Below are 19,038 nucleotides of genomic sequence, written 5' to 3'. Positions count from 1 at the left end.
GCGCGGCTGAACTGGTCACTATGCTTAATGTTGCGTATAGGGACTTTCGAAACGGAGCGTGGCGTGGCGAATTCCCCAGGCGATCTCGAAGTGATCGTGCCAAATCTGCACAGGCGCTATTCCGGGGTCACCGCGACCAACCGGATGGTGGCGCCGCGGCTGGCAAAGCTGTTTCGCGCCGCGTGGTTCGGCTCCGACGCGCCGGAGGGGATCGCGCGCCTGAACGGTGCCGGTCTCATGAGATTGTGGCGCCGCAGGGCGCCGCTGATCTGGCACGCGCGCCGCAACAACGAGATGATCGCGGGTGTGCTGTTGCGCGCGCTCGGTTGGCCGCTCAAGCTCGTCTTCACCTCGGCGGCACAGCGCCATCATAGCTGGATCACGCGCTGGCTGATCCGGCGCATGGACGCGATCATCGCGACATCAGATCTTTCGGCCTCGTTCCTGAAGGTGAAGGCGACGGTGATTCCACACGGCGTCGACACCGAGATCTATGCGCCGCCGCTCGACCGCACTGCTGCCTTCGCGGAAACCGCGTTGCCTGGCCGCTACGCGATCGGCTGCTTCGGCCGCGTACGCGCGCAGAAGGGCACCGACGTGTTCGTCGATGCGATGTGCCGCTTGCTGCCGCGCTATCCGGATTTCACCGCTGTCATCGTCGGCCAGGTCACACCCGAGCAAGCCGTTTTTGCAAACGACCTGAGGAAGCGGATCGAGGCCGCCAGCCTGCAATCGCGCATCGTCATCACCGGCGAGCTGCCGATCGAAGATGTGCAACGCTGGTATCAGCGGCTGACGATCTACGCCTTCACCTCGCGCATCGAAGGTTTTGGCCTGACCTTGATCGAGGCGATGGCGACCGGCAGCGCGCTGGTCGCCGCGCGCGCCGGCGCGGCCGAACTCGTGGTCGAGAATGGCGTGACCGGCGTACTGATCCCGACCGGTGATGCGGACGCGCTGGCTGCAGCGGTCGAACCGCTGATGCGTGACGTGGCCGCCGCGATGGCTATGGGCGAGCGCGGGCGGGCACGGGTGCTTGCGCAATTCAGCCTCGATGCGGAGGCCTCACGGATCGGGGACGTCTATCGGCCGCTGCTTTGAGCATGGCCTTCAGGGCAGCAAACAAAAAACGCGAAAACAACCCCCTGCACAGTAGCCCGGGCCAACGAAATCAATGGCTTGGCCGGGCATCCCGACGCTGCGGATTTTACGAAGTCGATTTGACTCGTCGGGCAAAACACCGGTATGATGTCATCATCGGCGTAGCTTCGACGGCCCTCAGGTCGAAGCCCTTGTCTCCACCTCACCCAGCACCCGCTGCGCAATCTCCACCACCTCGCTCGCCGCGATATCTCGCATGCAGCGGTGGTCGTTCATCTTGCAGATCGTGCTCTGGCAGGGTTGGCAGGAGAGCACGCTCTTGTCCTGCACCACGGTCGCGGCGAGGCCGTTGAGGGGAGCCCAGAGATAGGGGCTGGTCGGGCCGAAGATGCCCATGGTCGGCGTGCCCAGGGCGGCTGCGATGTGCATCAGGCCGGAATCGTTGGAGATCGCGACGCCGGCCGCAGCCATGGCCAGCACGCCGTTGCGCAGATCATTGCCCGTGAGGTCCCGGACCCGAGCGCCGCCCGCCGCGACGATCTCCTGGGCCACGCCCTTTTCCCCGGGGCCGCCGACCACCCAGACCTCAAGGCCGCGCTCGGCGAGCAAGCGGGCGGCCTCGGGATAGTAGGTCCAGCGTTTTGAAGCGCCGACCGAGCCGGGAGCCAAGGCCACCGCGGCGCCGGCGCTGAGGCCGTTGGCCTGCCGCCAGCGGACGATGTCCTCGGCCTGAACCCGCAACTGCGGCACCGGCCATTCCGGAGGCAGCGGGGCGCCATCCGGCTGGGCGAGCGCGGCGTTCTTGTCGATGAAGCGGGGCAGCTTCTTTTCGCCCCAGCGCCAGCGATTGAGCAGGCCGAATCGGAACTCGCCGACGAAGCCGACCCTTTCCGGAATGCCGGCCAAAGCGGGCGCAATGGCGGCCTTCCAGGTCCGGGGCAGCACCAGGGCGGTGCCGTAGTTTCGATCGCGCAGGAGCTTCGCCAGGCCGAGCTGGCGACCCACGGCGAGCCGGCCGCGCGGCAGGTCCCAGACGATCGCTTCGCGCACGCCCGGCATGTAATCGACCAGGGGCGCGCATAGGGAGGTCGTGAGCAGATCGACCGGCCGGTTCGGCCAGCGCTCATTCAGGACCCGCACGACGGTGTGATTCCGGACGAAATCGCCGATCCACATGTAGGGGACGATCAGGATCGGGCGCGTGTCGCCCCGATCTGCCTCCCCACTAAATTGCGAATCTTGGTTCATTCGTTAAAAAGGCCGGGGTGCGCTGATGTGGCGGTTCGGTTAGCCGCTCCGGGCCGGCAGGTAAAGCCGGCTGAGTGCAATCCCAAAACCGCTTACACTTTGGCGGATCATGCGCTAGGGCAGAACCGGGCCGCAAAACTTCGGGCAGGCGGAATCTGGCAGGGAAGTTGGAATGTTGCTGGTGACCGGCGGGGCCGGTTTTATCGGATCGAATGTCGTCGCCGCGCTGAACGAGGCCGGCCGCAGCGACGTGGTTGTCTGCGATTTCCTTGGCAACGAGGGCAAATGGCGCAACCTCGCCAAGCGGCAGCTTTTGGATATCGTGCCGCCGGCTGAGCTGCCGGACTGGATGCAGGGCCGCAAGCTCGATGCCGCGATCCATCTCGGGGCGATTTCCGCGACCACCGCGACCGACGGCGACCTCGTGTTCGAGACCAACTTCCGCCTGTCGATGCGGCTCTTGGACTGGTGCACGGCGAATGCGGTGCCGTTGATCTACGCCTCCTCGGCGGCGACCTATGGCGACGGCGAGGCAGGATTTGACGACGACAGCTCTGTATCTGCGCTGAAGAAATTGCGGCCGATGAACCTCTACGGCTGGAGCAAGCACCTGTTCGATCTCGCCGTCGCCGAGCGCGCCGCGAACGGCGAGAAGCTGCCGCCGCAATGGGCCGGACTGAAATTCTTCAACGTGTTCGGCCCCAACGAATACCACAAGGGCTCGATGATGAGCGTGCTGGCGCGCCGCTTCGACGACGTCAAAGCGGGCCGCGTCGTGCAATTGTTCAAGTCGCATCGCGAGGGCATCGCGGACGGCGATCAGCGCCGCGATTTCATCTATGTCGACGACGTCGTGCGCGTGATCATGTGGCTGCTGGCAACGCCCTCGGTGTCCGGGCTGTTCAATGTCGGCACCGGCAAGGCACGCAGCTTCAGGGACCTGATGCTGGCGGCTTATGCTGCGCTCGGCGCCAGCCCCAACATCGAATACATCGACATGCCCGAGCAGATCCGCGGTAGCTACCAGTACTTCACCCAGAGCGAGGTCGATCGCCTCCACCGTGCCGGCTACAATGGCGGCTTCACGACGCTCGAGGACGCGGTGAAGGCCTATGTCGGGGATTATCTCGACCGGCCCGACCGCTTCCGCTGAGGTCCATCACCATGCCGACGCCCATTCTCGATTTCGATGCCCTCGCGCAAGCCATCTCAGGCTGCACGGTGCTGTGCATCGGCGACATCATGCTGGACGAGTTCGTCTATGGCGAGGTGTCGCGGATATCGCCGGAGGCGCCGGCGCCTGTCATCGCGGCCCAGCGCAGCGAGATCCATATCGGCGGCGCCGGCAATGTGGCGCGCAACGTCGCCGCGCTCGGCGCGCGCTGCATCTTCGTCGGCCTCGTCGGCGAGGACGAGGCGGGCAGGCAGCTCGCCTCGACGCTTGCGGAGCAGGGCGCCATCGAAAGCGTGCTGGTGTGCGATCCCTCGCGTCCGACCACGCGAAAAGTGCGTTTCGTCTCCGAGCATTTTTCCACGCACATGCTGCGTGCGGATTGGGAGCAGGCACAGCCTGCTTCCGATACGATCGAGACCAAGCTGATCGAAGCGATCCTGCCGCAGATCGCGCGCGCCGACATCGTGCTGCTGTCCGACTACGCCAAGGGCGTGCTGACCGCCCGCGTCATCCGCCACACCATCGACGCCACGCGAAAACTCGGCAAGCCCGTGATCGTCGATCCCAAAAGCCTGAACTGGGCGATCTATCGCGGCGCGACGCTGCTCACGCCCAATCGCAAGGAATTTTCGGAGGCGACCCGAAGCCGGGCCGACACGCCGCAGAGCATCGTCGATGCCAGCGAGGACGTGATGCGGCTCGCCGATTGCGACTCGATCCTGGTCACCCAAGGCGAGCACGGCATGACGCTGGTGCCGCGCAACGGCGACGCCGTTCACGTTCCGGCGTTTCCGGTCAAAGTGCGCGACGTCTCCGGCGCCGGCGACACCGTCGCCGCGGCGCTCGCGGTATCTCTCGCCACGGGCGCGGACTGGGACACGGCGCTGCGCATGGCGAGTGCCGCGGCCGCCGTTGCCGTCGGCAAGCAGGGCACCGCCAGCGTGAGTGTGGCCGAGCTGAAGCGAAAGATATTGCCGCATGCCTCTCTCGCGGCCGAAGAGAAGATCGTGCTCGAGCCCGGCGCGCTCGAGGCGCAGCTCGCGGAATGGAAGAAGCAAGGGCAGCGCGTCGGCTTCACCAATGGCTGCTTCGACATCCTGCATCCCGGCCACGTCAAGGTGCTGACAGCGGCGCGCTCCGCCTGCGACCGCCTGATCGTGGGGCTCAACAGCGACGCCTCGGTGCGGCGGCTGAAGGGCGCCGACCGCCCCGTTCAGGACGAGCGAGCGCGTGCGGAAGTGCTGGCGGCGCTCGAAGCCGTCGATCTCGTCGTTATTTTCGATGAGGATACGCCGATCGACCTGATCACCCGCATCAAGCCGAGCGCGCTGATCAAAGGGGGCGATTACACCCGCGAGCAGGTGGTCGGCCATGAGGTCGTCGAGGCCGCGGGCGGGACGGTGGTGCTGGTCGACATCCTCCAGGGTTTCAGCACGACCGCGCTGGTTCATCGCGCGCGGGGAGAGGGCAAGTGACGACGCTCGCCGGGGAGACAACCGGCCAGGTGCTGTGGCGGCGTCTGCGCAGTCCGGCGGCCTGGTCCGAGACGGTCGATCTGTTTGCGATCCTGACTGCGGCCTCGCTGCCATGGTCGACGTCGCTTGCGGCGATCTTCAATGTCCTGATGCTGCTCTGCATGGTGCCGTTCCTCGATGTCGGGGCATTCCTGCAGTCGCTGAAGCGCCCGATCTCAGCAGCGCCGATCGCGCTGTTCCTGCTCGCGCTTGTGGGAACGCTGTGGTCGGATGTCGCCTGGGGCGCGCGCTTCTACGCGGTCAATCCGACCGTCAAGCTGCTGGTGCTGCCGGTCCTGCTCTATCATTTTGCGCGCTCGCCGCGCGGACATTGGGTGTTCGTCGCCTTCCTAATGTCCTGCGCGCTGTTGTCGGTGATGTCCTGGCTCGTCGCCTTCTACCCAGACCTCGCGCTCAAATCCGACCGCGTCGAGCGCGGCATCTTCGTCAAGAACTACATCGACCAGAGCCAGGAGTTCACGCTCTGCGCGGTCGCGCTCGCCTATCCGATCGTGCAGTTGCTGCGCCAGAAGCGCTACTGGATCGCCGCGCTGCTTACGGCGCTTGCGCTCGCCTTCTTCGTCAACATGGCGTTCGTGGTGGTGTCGCGCACCGCGCTCCTCACCATTCCGATCCTGTTCGGTGTGTTTGCGTTGCTTCATCTGAGATGGCGCAGCATCGGGATCATCTCCGCCGCCCTGCTCGCGGGCGCGGTTCTCGCCTGGCAGGCCTCGCCGCAATTGCGCAAGACCGCCGAAAGCTTTGCTAGCGACTACACACGCTATGTCGAAAAAGGCGCGGCGACCTCGGCCGGGTTGCGGCTCGAATTCTGGCGAAAATCCCTCGGCTTCTTCGCGGAGGCGCCGGTCAAGGGGCACGGCACCGGCTCGACGCGTGGATTGTTCGAGCGGGCCGCGACGCCCGGCGATCAGAACCTGGCGTCCGCCGAGGTGATCGGCAACCCGCATAACCAGACGCTGAACGTGGCCGTGCAATGGGGCATGATCGGGGTCGCCGCTCTCTACGCCATCTGGATCCTGCATCTGCTGTTGTTTCGCGGCGACGGGCTCGCAAACTGGGTCGGCCTCCTGGTCGTGGTCCAGAACGTCTTCACCTCACTGTTCAACTCCCATCTGTTCGACTTCCACGAGGGCTGGATGTACGTCATCGGTGTCGGCGTTGCCGGCGGCATGGTGATCCGGGCCCAGCAGGCCGGGGCGAAAGCGGCGGAAGCCGGTCCCTGAACGGCCGGCCGGATGGCAAACCTTGACTGACAAGCCTTGACTGGCATGTCCGGCCGAGATGGGTTATCAGCGCGATCAGGTTGCATCTAACTGGATTTTCGGTCAGCGGATGACGCGTCTTTCGCATCTCACCTTGCGCAATTTCATGATCGCGCTCCACGACCTGCTGGCGACCACGGCGGCGCTGTTCGCCGCCTTCTATCTGCGCTTCGAGGGCGGCGACGGCTTCTTCGACCGCCTGCCGCTGCTGATTCAGATCCTGCCCTATTTTCTCGCCTTCAGCGTGGTCGTGTTCTTCGTCTTCAACTTGACCACGACGAAATGGCGCTTCATCTCGCTGCCCGACGCGCTGAACATCATTCGCGTCGCCACCGTGCTGACGGTTGCGCTCCTGGCGCTCGACTACATCTTCGTCGCCCCCAACGTCCGTGGCGCCTTCTTCCTCGGCAAGGTGACCATCGTCCTCTACTGGTTCCTCGAGATCTCCTTCCTCAGCGCGTTGCGCATGGCCTACCGCTATTTCCGCTATACGCGGGTTCGGCGTCACGCCCGCACCGGAGATGCCGCGCCGACGCTGCTGATCGGCCGCGCCGCGGATGCCGAGGTGCTGTTGCGCGGAATCGAGAGCGGGGCGATCAAGCGCATCTGGCCGGTCGGCGTGCTGTCGCCGTCGAGTTCCGATCGCGGCCAGTTCATCCGCAACGTCCCGGTTCTGGGCGGCGTCGACGACATCGAGGATGTCATCGCCGACTTCACCAAGCGCGGCAAGGGGATCGCGCGCGTCGTGATGACGCCGACGGCATTCGAGCCGGAGGCCCATCCCGAATCGATCCTGATGCGGGCGCGCAAGCTCGGCGTGATCGTGAGCCGCATGCCCTCGCTCGAGAGCGGCGATACGCCACGGCTCACGGCCGTCGCCGTCGAGGACCTGCTGCTGCGGCCGAGCGAAAAGATCGACTATGCGCGGCTCGAGGCCCTGATCGAGGGCAAGGCGGTGATCGTCACCGGCGGAGGCGGCTCGATCGGTTCCGAGATCTGCGAGCGTGTCGTCGCGTTCGGCGCCGCGCGCCTTCTGATCGTGGAAAATTCCGAGCCGGCGCTCTACGCGATCACGGAAACGCTCGCTGCGCTCGGCACTGCTGCTTCGATCGAAGGGCGGATCGCCGACATCCGCGACCGGGAGCGCATCATGCGCCTGATGGCCGAGTTCAAGCCGGACATCGTGTTCCATGCCGCCGCGCTCAAGCACGTGCCGATCCTCGAGCGCGACTGGAGCGAGGGCGTCAAGACCAACATCTTCGGCTCGATCAACGTTGCCGATGCCGCGCACAGCGCCGGCGCCGAAGCCATGGTGATGATCTCGACCGACAAGGCGATCGAGCCGGTGTCGATGCTCGGCCTGACCAAGCGCTTCGCCGAGATGTATTGCCAGGCGCTCGATCATGATCTTGCGGCGGGTCACGGCGGCGCCAGGCGGTCGATGCGGCTGATCTCGGTCCGGTTCGGTAACGTGCTAGCGTCGAACGGCTCGGTGGTGCCGAAGTTCAAGGCCCAGATCGATGCCGGCGGTCCCGTGACGGTCACGCATCCCGACATGGTCCGCTACTTCATGACCATCCGCGAGGCCTGCGATCTCGTCATCACGGCGGCAACGCATGCGCTCGGAACGCAGCGCTCGGACGTGTCCGTCTACGTGCTCAACATGGGCCAGCCGGTGAAGATCGTCGATCTCGCCGAGCGCATGATCCGTCTCTCGGGCCTGCAACCCGGCTACGACATCGAAATCGTGTTCACGGGCATGCGGCCCGGCGAACGCCTGCACGAAATCCTGTTCGCCTCCGAAGAGCCTACCCGCGAGATCGGCGTCGCCGGCATCATGGCCGCGCAGCCGAACGAGCCGCCGATGCAGACGCTGCGCAAATGGATTGCGGCGCTGGAGCAGGCGATCGCGCGCGACGATCGGGCCACCATCAGGACCATCCTGAAGGACGCGATTCCGGAATTCGGGTCGACCGCGGCCTGATCATGCAGCCTCGAGGCAAGATCGTCGTGGCGAGCCAGCATTACCCGCCTGATCCGAGCACGACGGCGACGATCATGGCCGAGATCGCCTGCCGCATCGCCGGGGATCACGAGGTCGTGGTGCTGTCGGGCTCACCGGGCGCGTTGCCGGCCTCGCAGACCGGCCCGGGCAAGCCGCGGGTCGTCTTCGTCAAGAACCGGATGGCGGGCAAGGCGGCGCTGGTGCGGCGCGGCGCCTCCGAACTGCTGTTCGCGGCGCGCACGTTCCTGGCGTTGACACGGGAGCTGAGGGGAGGTGACGTCGTGCTCACCGTCACCGCGCCGTTCATGCTGCCTTACGCGGTCGCGGCGGCGGCAAGGCTGAAGCGCGCGCGCTCGGCGCTGATCATGCACGACCTCTTCCCCGACGTGCTGGTGATGGCGGGCCTGCTGAAGCCCGGTTCAATCGTGGCCATGACGATGCGCGCCGCCAACAGTCTGATGTTCCGCGCGCTCAATGCCGTCATCACCATCGGCCGCGATGCAAAACGGCCGCTGCTGAGCTATTCCGGCATGACACCAAACAAGATCCGCTTCATCCCGAACTGGGCGACGCTCGTGGCCGCACCCCGGCCGGTGACGGCGGATAATCCGTTCCGCAAAGCGCTCTCGGCGGATTTCGTTGTCGGCCTGTCGGGGAATCTCGGCTTCACCCATGATCCGGAGATCGTGTTCGAGGCGGCGCGCCTTTTGAGGGCCGAGCCTGGCATCCATTTCCTGCTCTCCGGCTGGGGCATCGGCTTCGAGCGGTTGAAGCAGTTGCAGGCCGAAGCGAACTTGCCCAATGTCTCCTTCGTGGGGCGGGTCGAGGATGCCGAGCTCGAGGCCTTCCTGGCGGCGGCCAATCTGTGGATCATTCCGTACCGGAAGGACGTTGCGGGGGTGTCGGTGCCGAGCCGTTTCTACAATCTGCTGGCCGTCGGCCGTCCCGTGGTGCTGGTCTCCGAACCGGAGGCCGAGGCCGCGTTGACGGTGGTGGAGAACGGGCTGGGCTGGGTCGTGACGCCAGGCCATGCCGATCAGCTGGCCGAGGCGATCCGCGCGGCGTCTTGCTCCGACGGTGTCACCATTGCGGAGCGCGCGGTGAAGGCGGCGGCGAAGTTCGATCGCGTTACCGCGATGAACGCCTATGCCGCCCTGATCGACGAATTGTTGCGCAACCCCGAACTGGTGGAACAGCGATGAACGAGCACAAGCCAGTCGTGCTGGTGACGGGTGCGAGCGGTTTCGTCGGCCGTCATGTCGTGCCCGCGCTGGCGCGCGAGGGGTGGTCGGTCCGCCGCGCGGTGCGCAGGCCGGAAGGCATCGACGACGAGGTCGTGATCGAAACGATCGGCCCCGAAACCGACTGGCAGGCCGCGCTTGAAGGCGTCGACGCCGTCGTTCATCTCGCCGCGCGGGTGCATCACAAGCACGAGGAGCATGCGGTCCAGCTCTATCGCAACGTCAACATTGCCGGCACGCTGCACCTGGCGGGTAGCGCGGCGACGGCCGGGGTGCGCCAGTTCATCTTCATCAGCACCGTTCTCGTGCACGGTCGCACCAATGACGGCCGCGCGCCGTTCAGCGAGGACGATGTCCTGACGCCGCGCGGTCTCTACGGCATGTCCAAGGCCGCGGCCGAAGCGGGCTTGAAGACGTTGGCGCGCGACAGCGCCATGAAGATCTCGGTGATCAGGCCGCCGCTGGTCTATGGTGCGGGCGCCAAGGGCAATTTCGCGCTGCTGACGCGTGCAGTGAGCCTCGGGCTGCCGCTGCCCTTTGCCACGATCCGCAATCACCGCGCCTTCCTTGCCGTGCAGAACCTGTCGTCGTTCATCCTGCGCCGGCTCTCTCAGCCAGACCCCGCGAGCAATTTCGAGATCTTCCTGGTGGCCGACAGGGAGCAGGTCTCCACGCCCGAGTTCATCGCGCGTCTGGCCAAGGCTGCCGGCAAGAACTCGCGGCTGTTCGGCATGCCGCCCGACCTGCTCGGGACGCTGCTGAGAGTGATGGGCCGGCAGGATACGCATGACAGCCTGATCGGTTCGCTCGAGCTCAACCTGTCCAAGGCGATTGCGACCGGGTGGCAGCCGCCGGTGTCTCTCGACGAGGGGCTGCGGCTGGCGCTGGCGGCTCAGGACGCCTGAGGACGGGAGAACCGCCGCAGCACAACGCCGATCGCGATAGCGCCCGCCAGCAGCGCGATCAACGTGATCGTCACCGAGCCCGCGCGAGCGGTGGCGATGGCAAGCCCCGCGAGCACGAGATTGAGCGCGAACACCTCGCCGATCACGCGGGAGACCGTGAAGCCGCGGTCGGTGGCGCGCTGGTAGAAATGCGAGCGATGCGCCGACCAGAATTGCTCGCGCCTGGCGATGCGCCGGAACAGCGTGATGGTGGAATCCACGAGGTAATAGGCCGGCAGCAACAGCGCCGCGGCGGGCTGCCCGCGCCAAGCGAGCTCGAGCAGGCACCAGCCGAGCAAAAGGCCGATCGGCAGGCTGCCAACATCGCCCAGGAAGACTTTTGCGACCGGCTTGTTGAACGGCGCAAAGCCGAGCATGGCGCCGCACAGCGCCGCGGCGATCAGCGCGGCCGGCCACGACAGATCGCCGAGCAGTCCCAGCAGCAGCAGCGCCGCGGTGACCGGCACCACTTCCGCCACCGTCATCAGGTCGAGCCCGTCCATGAAGTTGACGAGGTTCACGAACCACACGCCCGCCAGCAGGATCAGTCCGCGCTCCAGGGCGAGCGGCAGCGCCGGCACGATGCGCGCGGTCTCGGGCGTGGTGAACACGACGGCGCCGACGGCTGCGGCCTGCAGCACGAGCCGTACCAGCACCGGCAGCGACTTGATGTCGTCGGCAAATCCGACCACGGCGATCAAGACCGTCGCAGCGATCAGCGCCGGCGGAATCGCGACGTTCGCCCAGACTGCCCAGGCTGATGCGACCAGCAGCGTCGCTGATATCACGGCAATGCCCGCACCCTGCGGGGTCGGGATGCGATGAGAGGACCGCGCGTTGGGCCGCGCCAATGCGTAACGCTGGAGCAGGGGGCGGCTGGCCCAGGTGATGACGCCCGACACCAGCGCGGCAATCGCAACGGCAAGCAGCGAGGGGACGGCGCCGAGCGCATCGATGGCCGCGCTCACTCCGGCACTCCGAGCGGCGCCGATCCCTGCGCGGCTTTCTCAGCGCTGAGGATCCAGACCAGACCGCCGATCGCGCCGACGATGAAGTACACGGCGCCGAACAGCAGCGAGACGTTGACGCCCTCGTTTGCGGCCAGGCCCGCGAAGCCGAACGCGAGGCCCATGGTGGCTTCCCGCACGCCCCAGCCGGCGATCGAGATCGGCATCATCGTGATCAGCATCACCGGTGGCACCAGCATAAAGACGTCGCTGAATCCGACCGGCGCGGCGATCGACTGCACGACGCACCAGGCGACCACGACGGCCAGCACATGCACGGCGAGCGACAGGATCACGACGGCCGGTCCGCGCGAGCGGCTGAAGATCACGCGGTTGGCGATCACGGCACAGGCGTGGATGTGATGCGTGGCCCACCAGGTTTTCAGCCAGTGCCATTTCAGCGCGCCGAAGACCAGGAAGCCGAGGCCACCCGCGAGCGCCGCGAGGTCGACGAGCAGCAGCGCCGAGCGCCCGTGCGGATCAGCGATGAGGCCGTAGCTCCAGGGCAGGCTCGCGACGATCATGATCGCGAGCGCGATCAAACCGATCGCGCGGTCGACGAAGATCGAGTAGGTCGCAGCGCGCCAGCCGGCGCCGGCGCGCGCGACGAGCCACAGCCGGACCGCATCGCCGCCGATCGCCGAGGGCAGGGTCTGGTTGAAGAACGATCCGATCACGTTGTAGCGCATGGCCCGGCCGAGCTCGAGCGGGGCGCCGCATGCGGCGCTGATCTCGCGCCAACGCAACACGCCGACGAAGATTTGCAGGAACGTGACGGCGATCGCCAAGCCGATCCAGAACAGGCTGGTCACGGTGAAGCGCGAAAACAGTTCGGACAGATCGACCTTGCGCAGCGCCAGGTATAGCAGCGCTCCGGAAATCAGGATCTTGGCCGTCGACAGCAGGATTCGGCGCATTTCGCCCGCATGAACAAGGGTTTTGAAGCAACCCGACGCAAGGCGCCGAATTCGGCCGCTTTGGTATGGTTTTGGCGCCGATCTTGCAATAGCGGTGATCAGGAGCCCGCATGCAGGGCGGCGGGGCTATTGCGGCCCCGTCGATGCGGAGGCTAAAGAGGCGCCGCGGGCGAAAGATCGAGCGACGGATCGGGCGAAGCGGTCCTTGGGAACAGGATGAGGGTCACCGCAGATCGTCCGGCTGCCGCAAATGCGCCGTCTAAGGTCTACAATGTCGGCAACCACCACCCGGAAGAGCTGATGCACGTCGTCGGAGTTCTGGAGCCGGAGCTGGGTCGGACGGCGATCAAAGAATTGCTGCCGAGAGACCTTTTGGAAACGTCCGCGGATGTCGAGGATCTGATGCGCGATACCGGCTTTGCACCGTCAACGCCGATCGCGCACGGAATTCGTAATTTTGTCACCTGGTATCGGAACGACCTCAAGGTTTGAAATGACGATGGACAAACGCATTATTCCCCTGATCATGTGCGGCGGTGCTGGAACGCGGCTGTGGCCTGCTTCGCGCGAGGTGCGGCCGAAGCAGTTCCTGCCGCTGTTCGGCACGCGCTCGACCTTCCAGGACACGCTGTTGCGCGTCTCGGAGGCCTCGCTGTTCGATCGCCCGATCGTCATCACCAATGCTTCCTACCGCTTCATGGTGCTGGAGCAGCTCGCCGACATCGGCATCGAGGCCGACGTGATCCTCGAGCCGATGCGGCGCGATTCCGGTCCTGCGATCGCCGCCGGCGCGGTGTTCGCGCAGAACCGCGCCAGTGAGGCGATCGTGCTCGCGCTCGCCGCCGACCACGTGGTGCAGGACAATGCCGCCTTCGTCGCGGCGTGCCGCCAGGGCCTCACCGCCGCGAGCGCCGGGCGCATCGTCACCTTCGGCGTCAAGCCGGAACGGCCTGCGACCGAATACGGCTATATCAGCCCGGGCGAGGTCATTTCCGGCGAGGTGCACGCGGTCGCGCGCTTCGTCGAAAAGCCGGATGCGGTGAAGGCGGCCGACTACCTAAATTCCGGCTATCTCTGGAACAGCGGCAACTTCATGTTTCCAGCCAGCGTCCTGCTGGACGAATACCGCAAGGTCGATGCGGCGAGCGTGGAGACCATCTCCAATGCCGTGACCAATGCCGGTCGCGATCTCGGCTTCGTGACGCTGGAGCCCGAGGCGTTCGGCGCGGCCAAGGCGATCTCGATCGACTATGCGGTGATGGAGAAGACCGCGCGCGCCGCGGTCGTGCCGGTGTCCTGCGGCTGGTCCGACGTCGGCTCCTGGCACGCGGTGTGGGAATTGTCGGACAAGGACGCCCAAGGCAATGCTTCGCATGGCAGTGCGGTGTTCGAGGATTCCCGCAACTGCAACGTCACCACCGATGCTGCGCTGGTCGCGCTCGAAGGGGTCGACGATCTTATCGTGGTGGCGACCGCGGACGCAGTGCTGGTCTCGCGCCAGAAGGATGCCAACGGGCTCAAGCGGCTGGTCACGAAACTCAAGGCGGTCGCGCCGAAGGTCACCGAGGAGCACCTCAAGGTGCATCGGCCCTGGGGTAGCTATCAGTCGGTCGACAATGGCGAGCGCCACCAGGTCAAGCGCATCGTGGTGAAGCCGGGCGGACGTCTGTCGCTGCAGAAGCACCATCATCGCGCCGAGCACTGGATCGTGGTCCGCGGCACCGCCCGCGTCACCGTCAACGAGACCGTCAAAAGCGTGCACGAGAACGAGTCGATCTACATCCCGATGGGCGCGGTACACCGGATGGAGAATCCCGGTAAAATCATGCTGGAGCTGATCGAGGTCCAGACGGGAAGCTATCTCGGCGAAGACGACATCATCCGGATTGAAGACGACTATCAAAGGTCGTAACCACCACACTCCGAATCACGCGACCCGGGCCAAAAGAGTGGTCTCTTCCAGAGGCTTAAGGCCCGGGGAACGTGTAACTGTTTGAATCAAATCGTGTCCGGACCGCTAGCTCCGCATTCGCCACAAATGTGGCGTCCGTGCTAGAAGCGCCCCGGGGATTTGCGTTGAATCGGGGTTTGCTCAAATGAGTTCCACAGGATCTGCACCGGCAAAGGCCGGCTTGCGCGTCGGCGTCATTGGCGCCGGCGTGATGGGCAGCAACCACGCGCGCGTGCTCGCGGGTCTTCCCGGCGTCAGCCTCGTCGGCGTCGTCGATCCTTCGCCGGCACATCGCACGCGGGCGATGGAGCTTGCCAATTGCGCGAGCTTTGAGACGCTCGACCAGCTGCTGGCCGAAGGCGTCGATGCCGTCACCATTGCGGCGCCCACTCATCTGCATCACGAGGTCTCGCTCGCCTGCATCGCCAGGAACATTCACGTGATGGTCGAGAAGCCGATTGCGTCCACGGTCGCGGAAGGCCGCGAGATCGTCACGGCTGCGCAAAAGGCCGGCGTGACGCTGATGGTCGGTCATGTCGAGCGCTTCAATCCAGCCGTTGCCGCCGTCAAGCAGGCGATCGCGGGCGAGGATATTCTGTCGATCGCGATCACGCGCGTCGGCCCATTTCCGCCGCGCATGTCCAATGTCGGCGTCGTCATCGATCTTGCCGTGCACGACATCGATCTGATCCGCTGGTTCACCGAGTCCGACATCGTCGAGGTGCAGCCGCAATTGTCGAGTGCGGTCGCCGAGCGCGAGGACATCGCGCTCTTGCAGTTCCGCACCGCCAACGGCGTGCTCGCGCACATCAACACCAACTGGCTGACCCCGTTCAAGGCGCGCAGCGTCACGGTCGCGACCCGCGGCAAATACGTGATGGGCGATCTCCTGACGCGCCAGGTCACCGAATGTTTCGGCTTCAAGCCTGACGGCAGCTATTCGATGCGGCATCTTCCGGTCGGCCATGACGAGCCGCTCCGCGCCGAACTGATCGCGTTCCTCAAGGCCGTGCGCAACGGCGAGACGCCGGCGGTCACCGGCGACGAAGGCGTCGCCAGCCTCGAGATCGCGACGCAGTGCCTGGAAACGCCGTCGCGGCCCGCCGCCAAGTCGTCCGCCCTCAAGGGCCCGCGCCGCGTCGCCGGCTGATCCCATTCCATGTTGACCGATCAAAACCCGCAAGGCGCCATGAACCAGCATCTGCGTTCCGAACCCATTCCCTTCATCGACGTCGCCTCGCAGCGCCGCCGGCTCGGCGACTCGCTCGATGCCGCCGTGAAGCGCGTTCTCGATCATTGTCAGTTTGTCAACGGCCCTGAAGTCGCCGAGCTCGAGAAGCAGCTTGCAGCCTATTGCGGCGCCAAGCATGTCATCGGTTGCGCCAGCGGCACCGATGCGATCCTGATGGTGATGATGGCGAAGAATGTCGGGCCGGGCGACGGCGTGCTGTGTCCGTCCTTCACCTTCATCGCGACGGCTTCGCCCGTGGCCCGGACCGGCGCGACGCCGGTTTATGTCGACGTCGACGAAGCGACCTTCAACATGAGCCCGGAATCGCTCAAGCGCGGCATCGCGACCGCCCGCAAGGCCGGCCTCAAGCCGGTCGCGGTGATTCCGGTCGATTTGTTCGGCCAGCCGGCCGATCACGACGCTATCGCGGAGATCGCCAAGGCCGAAGGCCTGTTCGTGCTCGATGACGCTGCGCAGGGTTTTGGCGCGAGCTACAAGGGCCGCAAGCTCGGCACCTTTGGGCTCGCCACCGCGACCAGCTTCTTTCCCGCGAAGCCGCTCGGCTGCTTCGGCGACGGCGGCGCGATCTTCACCGATGACGACGAGCTCGCGGCGACGCTGCGCAGCATCCGCGTGCACGGGCAGGGCGTCGACAAATACGACAACGTCCGCCTCGGCCTGACCGGCCGGCTCGATACCATGCAGGCCGCCATCCTGATCGAGAAGCTGAAGATCTTCGACGACGAGATCGCCGCCCGCAACAAGGTCGTGGAGCGCTACGCACGCGGTCTCAGCAATGTGGTCACGGTGCCGCGCGTGGCGCGCGGCAATACGTCGGTCTGGGCGCAGTACACGATCCGCCTCCCTGAGGGTACCGACCGCGACGGCTTTGCCGCCGCGCTGAAGGCCCAGGGCGTGCCGACGGCGATCTACTACGGCAAGTCGATGCATCAGCAGACGGCCTACAAGCAGTACCCGGTCGCCGAGGGCGGCCTGCCGGGCTGCGAGAGCCTGTCGCAGGACGTCATCAGCCTGCCGATGCATGCCTATTTGACCGAAGCCGATCAGGAGCGAATCATCGCGGCCGTGCGCGGCGCGCTTTCAGCCTGATTTCCCCGTTTTGCTGCGCGAGCTCTTCCTTTAGAAGGGAACGATGCTCGGACGTATCTTCACGGTTGGTGGCTACACGCTGCTCTCGCGGCTGACGGGATTTGCCCGCGACATCATGCTTGCGGCGATTCTCGGCGCCGGCCCCGTGGCCGACGCCTTTTTCGTGGCGCTGCGGCTGCCCAACCATTTCCGTGCGATCTTCGCCGAGGGGGCCTTCAACGCCGCCTGGGTGCCGGCCTATGCGCACGTCCATGGCGAGCGCGGGGAGGGGGCGGCAAGATTGTTCGCCGACCGCATCTTCACGCTGCTGCTGGCCTCGCAGGTGGTGCTGCTGATCGTCGCCTGGCTGTTCATGCCGCAAGCCATGAGCATTCTGGCGCCCGGCTTCTCCGAGGACGCCGAGCAACGCAAGCTCGCGATCGAGCTCACACGTATCACCTTTCCCTATCTGCTGCTGATCACGCTGGTGACGCTCTATGGCGGCATGCTCAACGTGATGCAGCGCTTCGCGAGCGCCGCGGCCGCGTCGATCTTCCTCAACATCTCGATGATGATGACGCTGGCGCTTGCCGCCTGGTTTCCCAGCGCGGGCCACGCCGCCGCCTGGGGCGTCCTCATCTCCGGCTTCCTGCAATATGTCCTGCTCGCCGGCGATCTCGCCCGCCATGGCGGCCTGCCGCGCTTTGCGCCGCTCAAGCTCGACGAAGACGTCCGCGCATTCTTTAGGGCACTCGGGCCGGCGACGCTGGGCTCGATGGGCACGCAGCTCGCGCTGTTTGCCGACACCATCATCGCGACTTTCCTGCCGGCGGGCGCTCTGTCGGCGCTGTATTATGCCGACCGTCTCAACCAGCTCCCGATCGGCGTGATCGGCATTGCCATCGGCACGGTGCTGCTGCCGGAGATGTCGCGGCGGATCACGGCTAACGATCATGACGGCGCGATGAAGGCGCAGCGCCGCGCCTTCGATTTCACGCTGCTGTTCTCGGTGCCGTTCGTCGCCGCCTTCCTCACCGTGCCCGACGCGATCATGCGCGCGCTGTTCGCCCGCGGTGCGTTCTCGAAAGCCGATGCCGCCGCTGCCGGCGCCACGCTCGCGGCCTATGCCATCGGCCTCATTCCTTTCGTACTGATCCGCAGCGCGGTCGCGACCTTCTACGCGCGCAAGGACACGGCGACGCCGGTGCGGGCGTCGCTGACCGGCATCGCGGTCAACGTCGCCTTGAAAATTGCCTTGATGGGATCGCTGGCCCAGATCGGGCTTGCGCTGGCTACTGCCGTCGGCGTGTGGACCAACCTGCTGCTGGTGCTGTTCTTCGCGGTGCGGCGAGGCTTTCTCGTGCTGGACCGCGCCTGGCTGTTGTCGCTCGTCAAATTCCTGCTGACCGGGATTATCCTGGCCGCCGCCTTCTGGCTCATCGCGCGCTTCAGCAGTCCTTCGTTGGGCTTGATGCACTTCCGGGACGAATTGACGCTGCTTCTGCTGGCCGTCGGAGGCACGATCGTCTATGCGCTCGCCACCCTTGCGCTGTTCGGGCGCCGCTGGCTGGTCTCACTGGTGCGGGGTTAACTTTTTCATATTTTTGACGGCTCGACCTTGTCGGCACGGGCCAGTCTCGATCTTCCTTGGATGGACACATCTCGAAGTGCGGCGGATGGACCCCGCACAATTGACGTGATGCCGTCACCTTGAGCCGCCAAAATTCGAACCAGGAGCACTGTTTATGAGGATCACCGTCGAAACCAACGTAGCAGCCCCCATCGATCAGGTCTGGCGCGCTTATACGACGCCGGCCGACATCATGAAGTGGAACGCCGCGTCCGACGACTGGCATACGACCAAGGCGACCGTCGACCTGCGAGAAGGCGGTGTCTTCTCCTCGCGCATGGAGGCCAAGGACGGCAGCATGGGCTTTGACTTCGCCGGTACCTACACGAAAATCATCGAGCACAAGCGGATCGAATACGCGTTCGGCGAGCGAAAAGCCGAAGTCGAGTTTGTGCCCGACCCGAAGGGCGTTCTGGTCCGGGTTGTCTTCGATGGCGAATCGACGCACTCGGTCGAGCAGCAGCAAGGCGGTTGGCAGGCAATCCTCGACAATTTCGCACGATACGTGGAAGCGAAGCAGACGAAGTCGTGAAGGGCGTTGACGGGCGTCGTCGGCTTCGGCGCCCGGCACCCTCAGGTAGGGACTCGCCTCCAGGATGCAGCGAACCTCTACACATCTCTTGATTTTGCGCGATTGCTGTGGTAATCGCGTCGCATGATCAAATCAGTGCGCAAACTCAACCGCAACCACATGACCCGCTTC

At 65.4% G+C, this 19,038-nt stretch carries 15 protein-coding genes and 1 pseudogene; 13 read left to right on the top strand and 3 right to left on the bottom strand.

The window, feature by feature from the left end; all coding sequences use genetic code 11:
• Positions 1-63 precede the first annotated feature (63 nt).
• The gene (locus tag IVB19_RS24775) at positions 64-1,101 is read left to right on the top strand and encodes a glycosyltransferase family 4 protein (protein ID WP_247819929.1); all 1,038 of its coding nucleotides are present in this window, start codon (positions 64-66) and stop codon (positions 1,099-1,101) included.
• Between the two features lie 177 nt (positions 1,102-1,278).
• On the opposite strand, the gene waaF is transcribed toward IVB19_RS24775, so the two are convergent.
• Positions 1,279-2,349: a lipopolysaccharide heptosyltransferase II gene (gene waaF / locus IVB19_RS24770; RefSeq protein WP_247819928.1), complete on the bottom strand. Its 1,071-nt coding sequence runs from the start codon at positions 2,347-2,349 to the stop codon at positions 1,279-1,281.
• A gap of 172 nt (positions 2,350-2,521) precedes the next feature.
• Between waaF and rfaD the strand changes: the two genes are divergently transcribed.
• From rfaD to IVB19_RS24740, 6 genes are all read left to right on the top strand, one after another.
• Positions 2,522-3,502: an ADP-glyceromanno-heptose 6-epimerase gene (rfaD, locus tag IVB19_RS24765; RefSeq protein WP_247819927.1), complete on the top strand. Its 981-nt coding sequence runs from the start codon at positions 2,522-2,524 to the stop codon at positions 3,500-3,502.
• A gap of 11 nt (positions 3,503-3,513) precedes the next feature.
• The gene (rfaE1, locus tag IVB19_RS24760; RefSeq protein WP_247819926.1) at positions 3,514-4,998 is read left to right on the top strand and encodes a D-glycero-beta-D-manno-heptose-7-phosphate kinase; all 1,485 of its coding nucleotides are present in this window, start codon (positions 3,514-3,516) and stop codon (positions 4,996-4,998) included.
• A complete protein-coding gene (locus tag IVB19_RS24755; protein WP_247819925.1) occupies positions 4,995-6,281 on the top strand; it encodes an O-antigen ligase family protein in 1,287 nt (428 codons plus the stop codon). The genes rfaE1 and IVB19_RS24755 overlap by 4 nt, the downstream gene beginning before the upstream one ends.
• 109 nt (positions 6,282-6,390) lie before the next feature.
• Positions 6,391-8,304, top strand: a complete 1,914-nt coding sequence (locus IVB19_RS24750; RefSeq protein WP_247541671.1) for an SDR family NAD(P)-dependent oxidoreductase — start codon at positions 6,391-6,393, stop codon at positions 8,302-8,304.
• 2 nt (positions 8,305-8,306) lie between these two features.
• Entirely contained in the window at positions 8,307-9,527 is a 1,221-nt protein-coding gene (locus tag IVB19_RS24745) for a glycosyltransferase family 4 protein (RefSeq protein ID WP_247819924.1), read from the top strand.
• Entirely contained in the window at positions 9,524-10,471 is a 948-nt protein-coding gene (locus IVB19_RS24740) for an NAD-dependent epimerase/dehydratase family protein (protein WP_247819923.1), read from the top strand. Before IVB19_RS24745 ends, IVB19_RS24740 begins: the two co-directional genes overlap by 4 nt.
• Here IVB19_RS24740 and IVB19_RS24735 read toward each other — a convergent pair.
• Together IVB19_RS24735 and IVB19_RS24730 are read right to left on the bottom strand one after the other, a co-directional pair.
• Positions 10,459-11,478 (bottom strand): MraY family glycosyltransferase, encoded by a 1,020-nt coding sequence (locus IVB19_RS24735; RefSeq protein ID WP_247819922.1) that lies wholly within the window; start codon positions 11,476-11,478, stop codon positions 10,459-10,461. The two genes, IVB19_RS24740 and IVB19_RS24735, sit on opposite strands and share 13 nt — an antisense overlap.
• Positions 11,475-12,434, bottom strand: a complete 960-nt coding sequence (locus tag IVB19_RS24730; protein ID WP_247819921.1) for a lysylphosphatidylglycerol synthase transmembrane domain-containing protein — start codon at positions 12,432-12,434, stop codon at positions 11,475-11,477. Before IVB19_RS24730 ends, IVB19_RS24735 begins: the two co-directional genes overlap by 4 nt.
• Before the next feature lie 219 nt (positions 12,435-12,653).
• Here IVB19_RS24730 and IVB19_RS24725 point away from each other — a divergent pair.
• The 6 genes and pseudogenes from IVB19_RS24725 to IVB19_RS24700 all read left to right on the top strand — a co-directional run.
• A pseudogene (locus IVB19_RS24725) lies at positions 12,654-12,926 on the top strand (UDP-glucuronate 5-epimerase); the annotation flags it as partial.
• Between the two features lie 7 nt (positions 12,927-12,933).
• Positions 12,934-14,346, top strand: coding sequence for a mannose-1-phosphate guanylyltransferase/mannose-6-phosphate isomerase (locus tag IVB19_RS24720; RefSeq protein WP_247819920.1), 1,413 nt, complete (start codon positions 12,934-12,936; stop codon positions 14,344-14,346).
• 184 nt (positions 14,347-14,530) lie between these two features.
• Positions 14,531-15,535 (top strand): Gfo/Idh/MocA family protein, encoded by a 1,005-nt coding sequence (locus tag IVB19_RS24715; RefSeq protein WP_247819919.1) that lies wholly within the window; start codon positions 14,531-14,533, stop codon positions 15,533-15,535.
• 39 nt (positions 15,536-15,574) lie between these two features.
• On the top strand, positions 15,575-16,726 hold the full coding sequence (locus IVB19_RS24710) for a DegT/DnrJ/EryC1/StrS family aminotransferase (protein ID WP_247821698.1): 1,152 nt from the start codon (positions 15,575-15,577) through the stop codon (positions 16,724-16,726).
• A gap of 43 nt (positions 16,727-16,769) precedes the next feature.
• A complete protein-coding gene (murJ, locus tag IVB19_RS24705; RefSeq protein WP_247819918.1) occupies positions 16,770-18,296 on the top strand; it encodes a murein biosynthesis integral membrane protein MurJ in 1,527 nt (508 codons plus the stop codon).
• Positions 18,297-18,450: 154 nt separating this feature from the next.
• Complete coding sequence (locus IVB19_RS24700) at positions 18,451-18,867, top strand: SRPBCC family protein (protein ID WP_247819917.1); 417 nt, start codon at positions 18,451-18,453, stop codon at positions 18,865-18,867.
• Positions 18,868-19,038: the final 171 nt, after the last annotated feature.

It is taken from the genome of Bradyrhizobium sp. 187 (genome assembly GCF_023101005.1).
GTDB classification, from domain to species: domain Bacteria; phylum Pseudomonadota; class Alphaproteobacteria; order Rhizobiales; family Xanthobacteraceae; genus Bradyrhizobium; species Bradyrhizobium canariense_D.
Note: the sequence above shows the minus strand (reverse complement) of the source record. Positions and strands in the feature narration are given on the sequence as shown.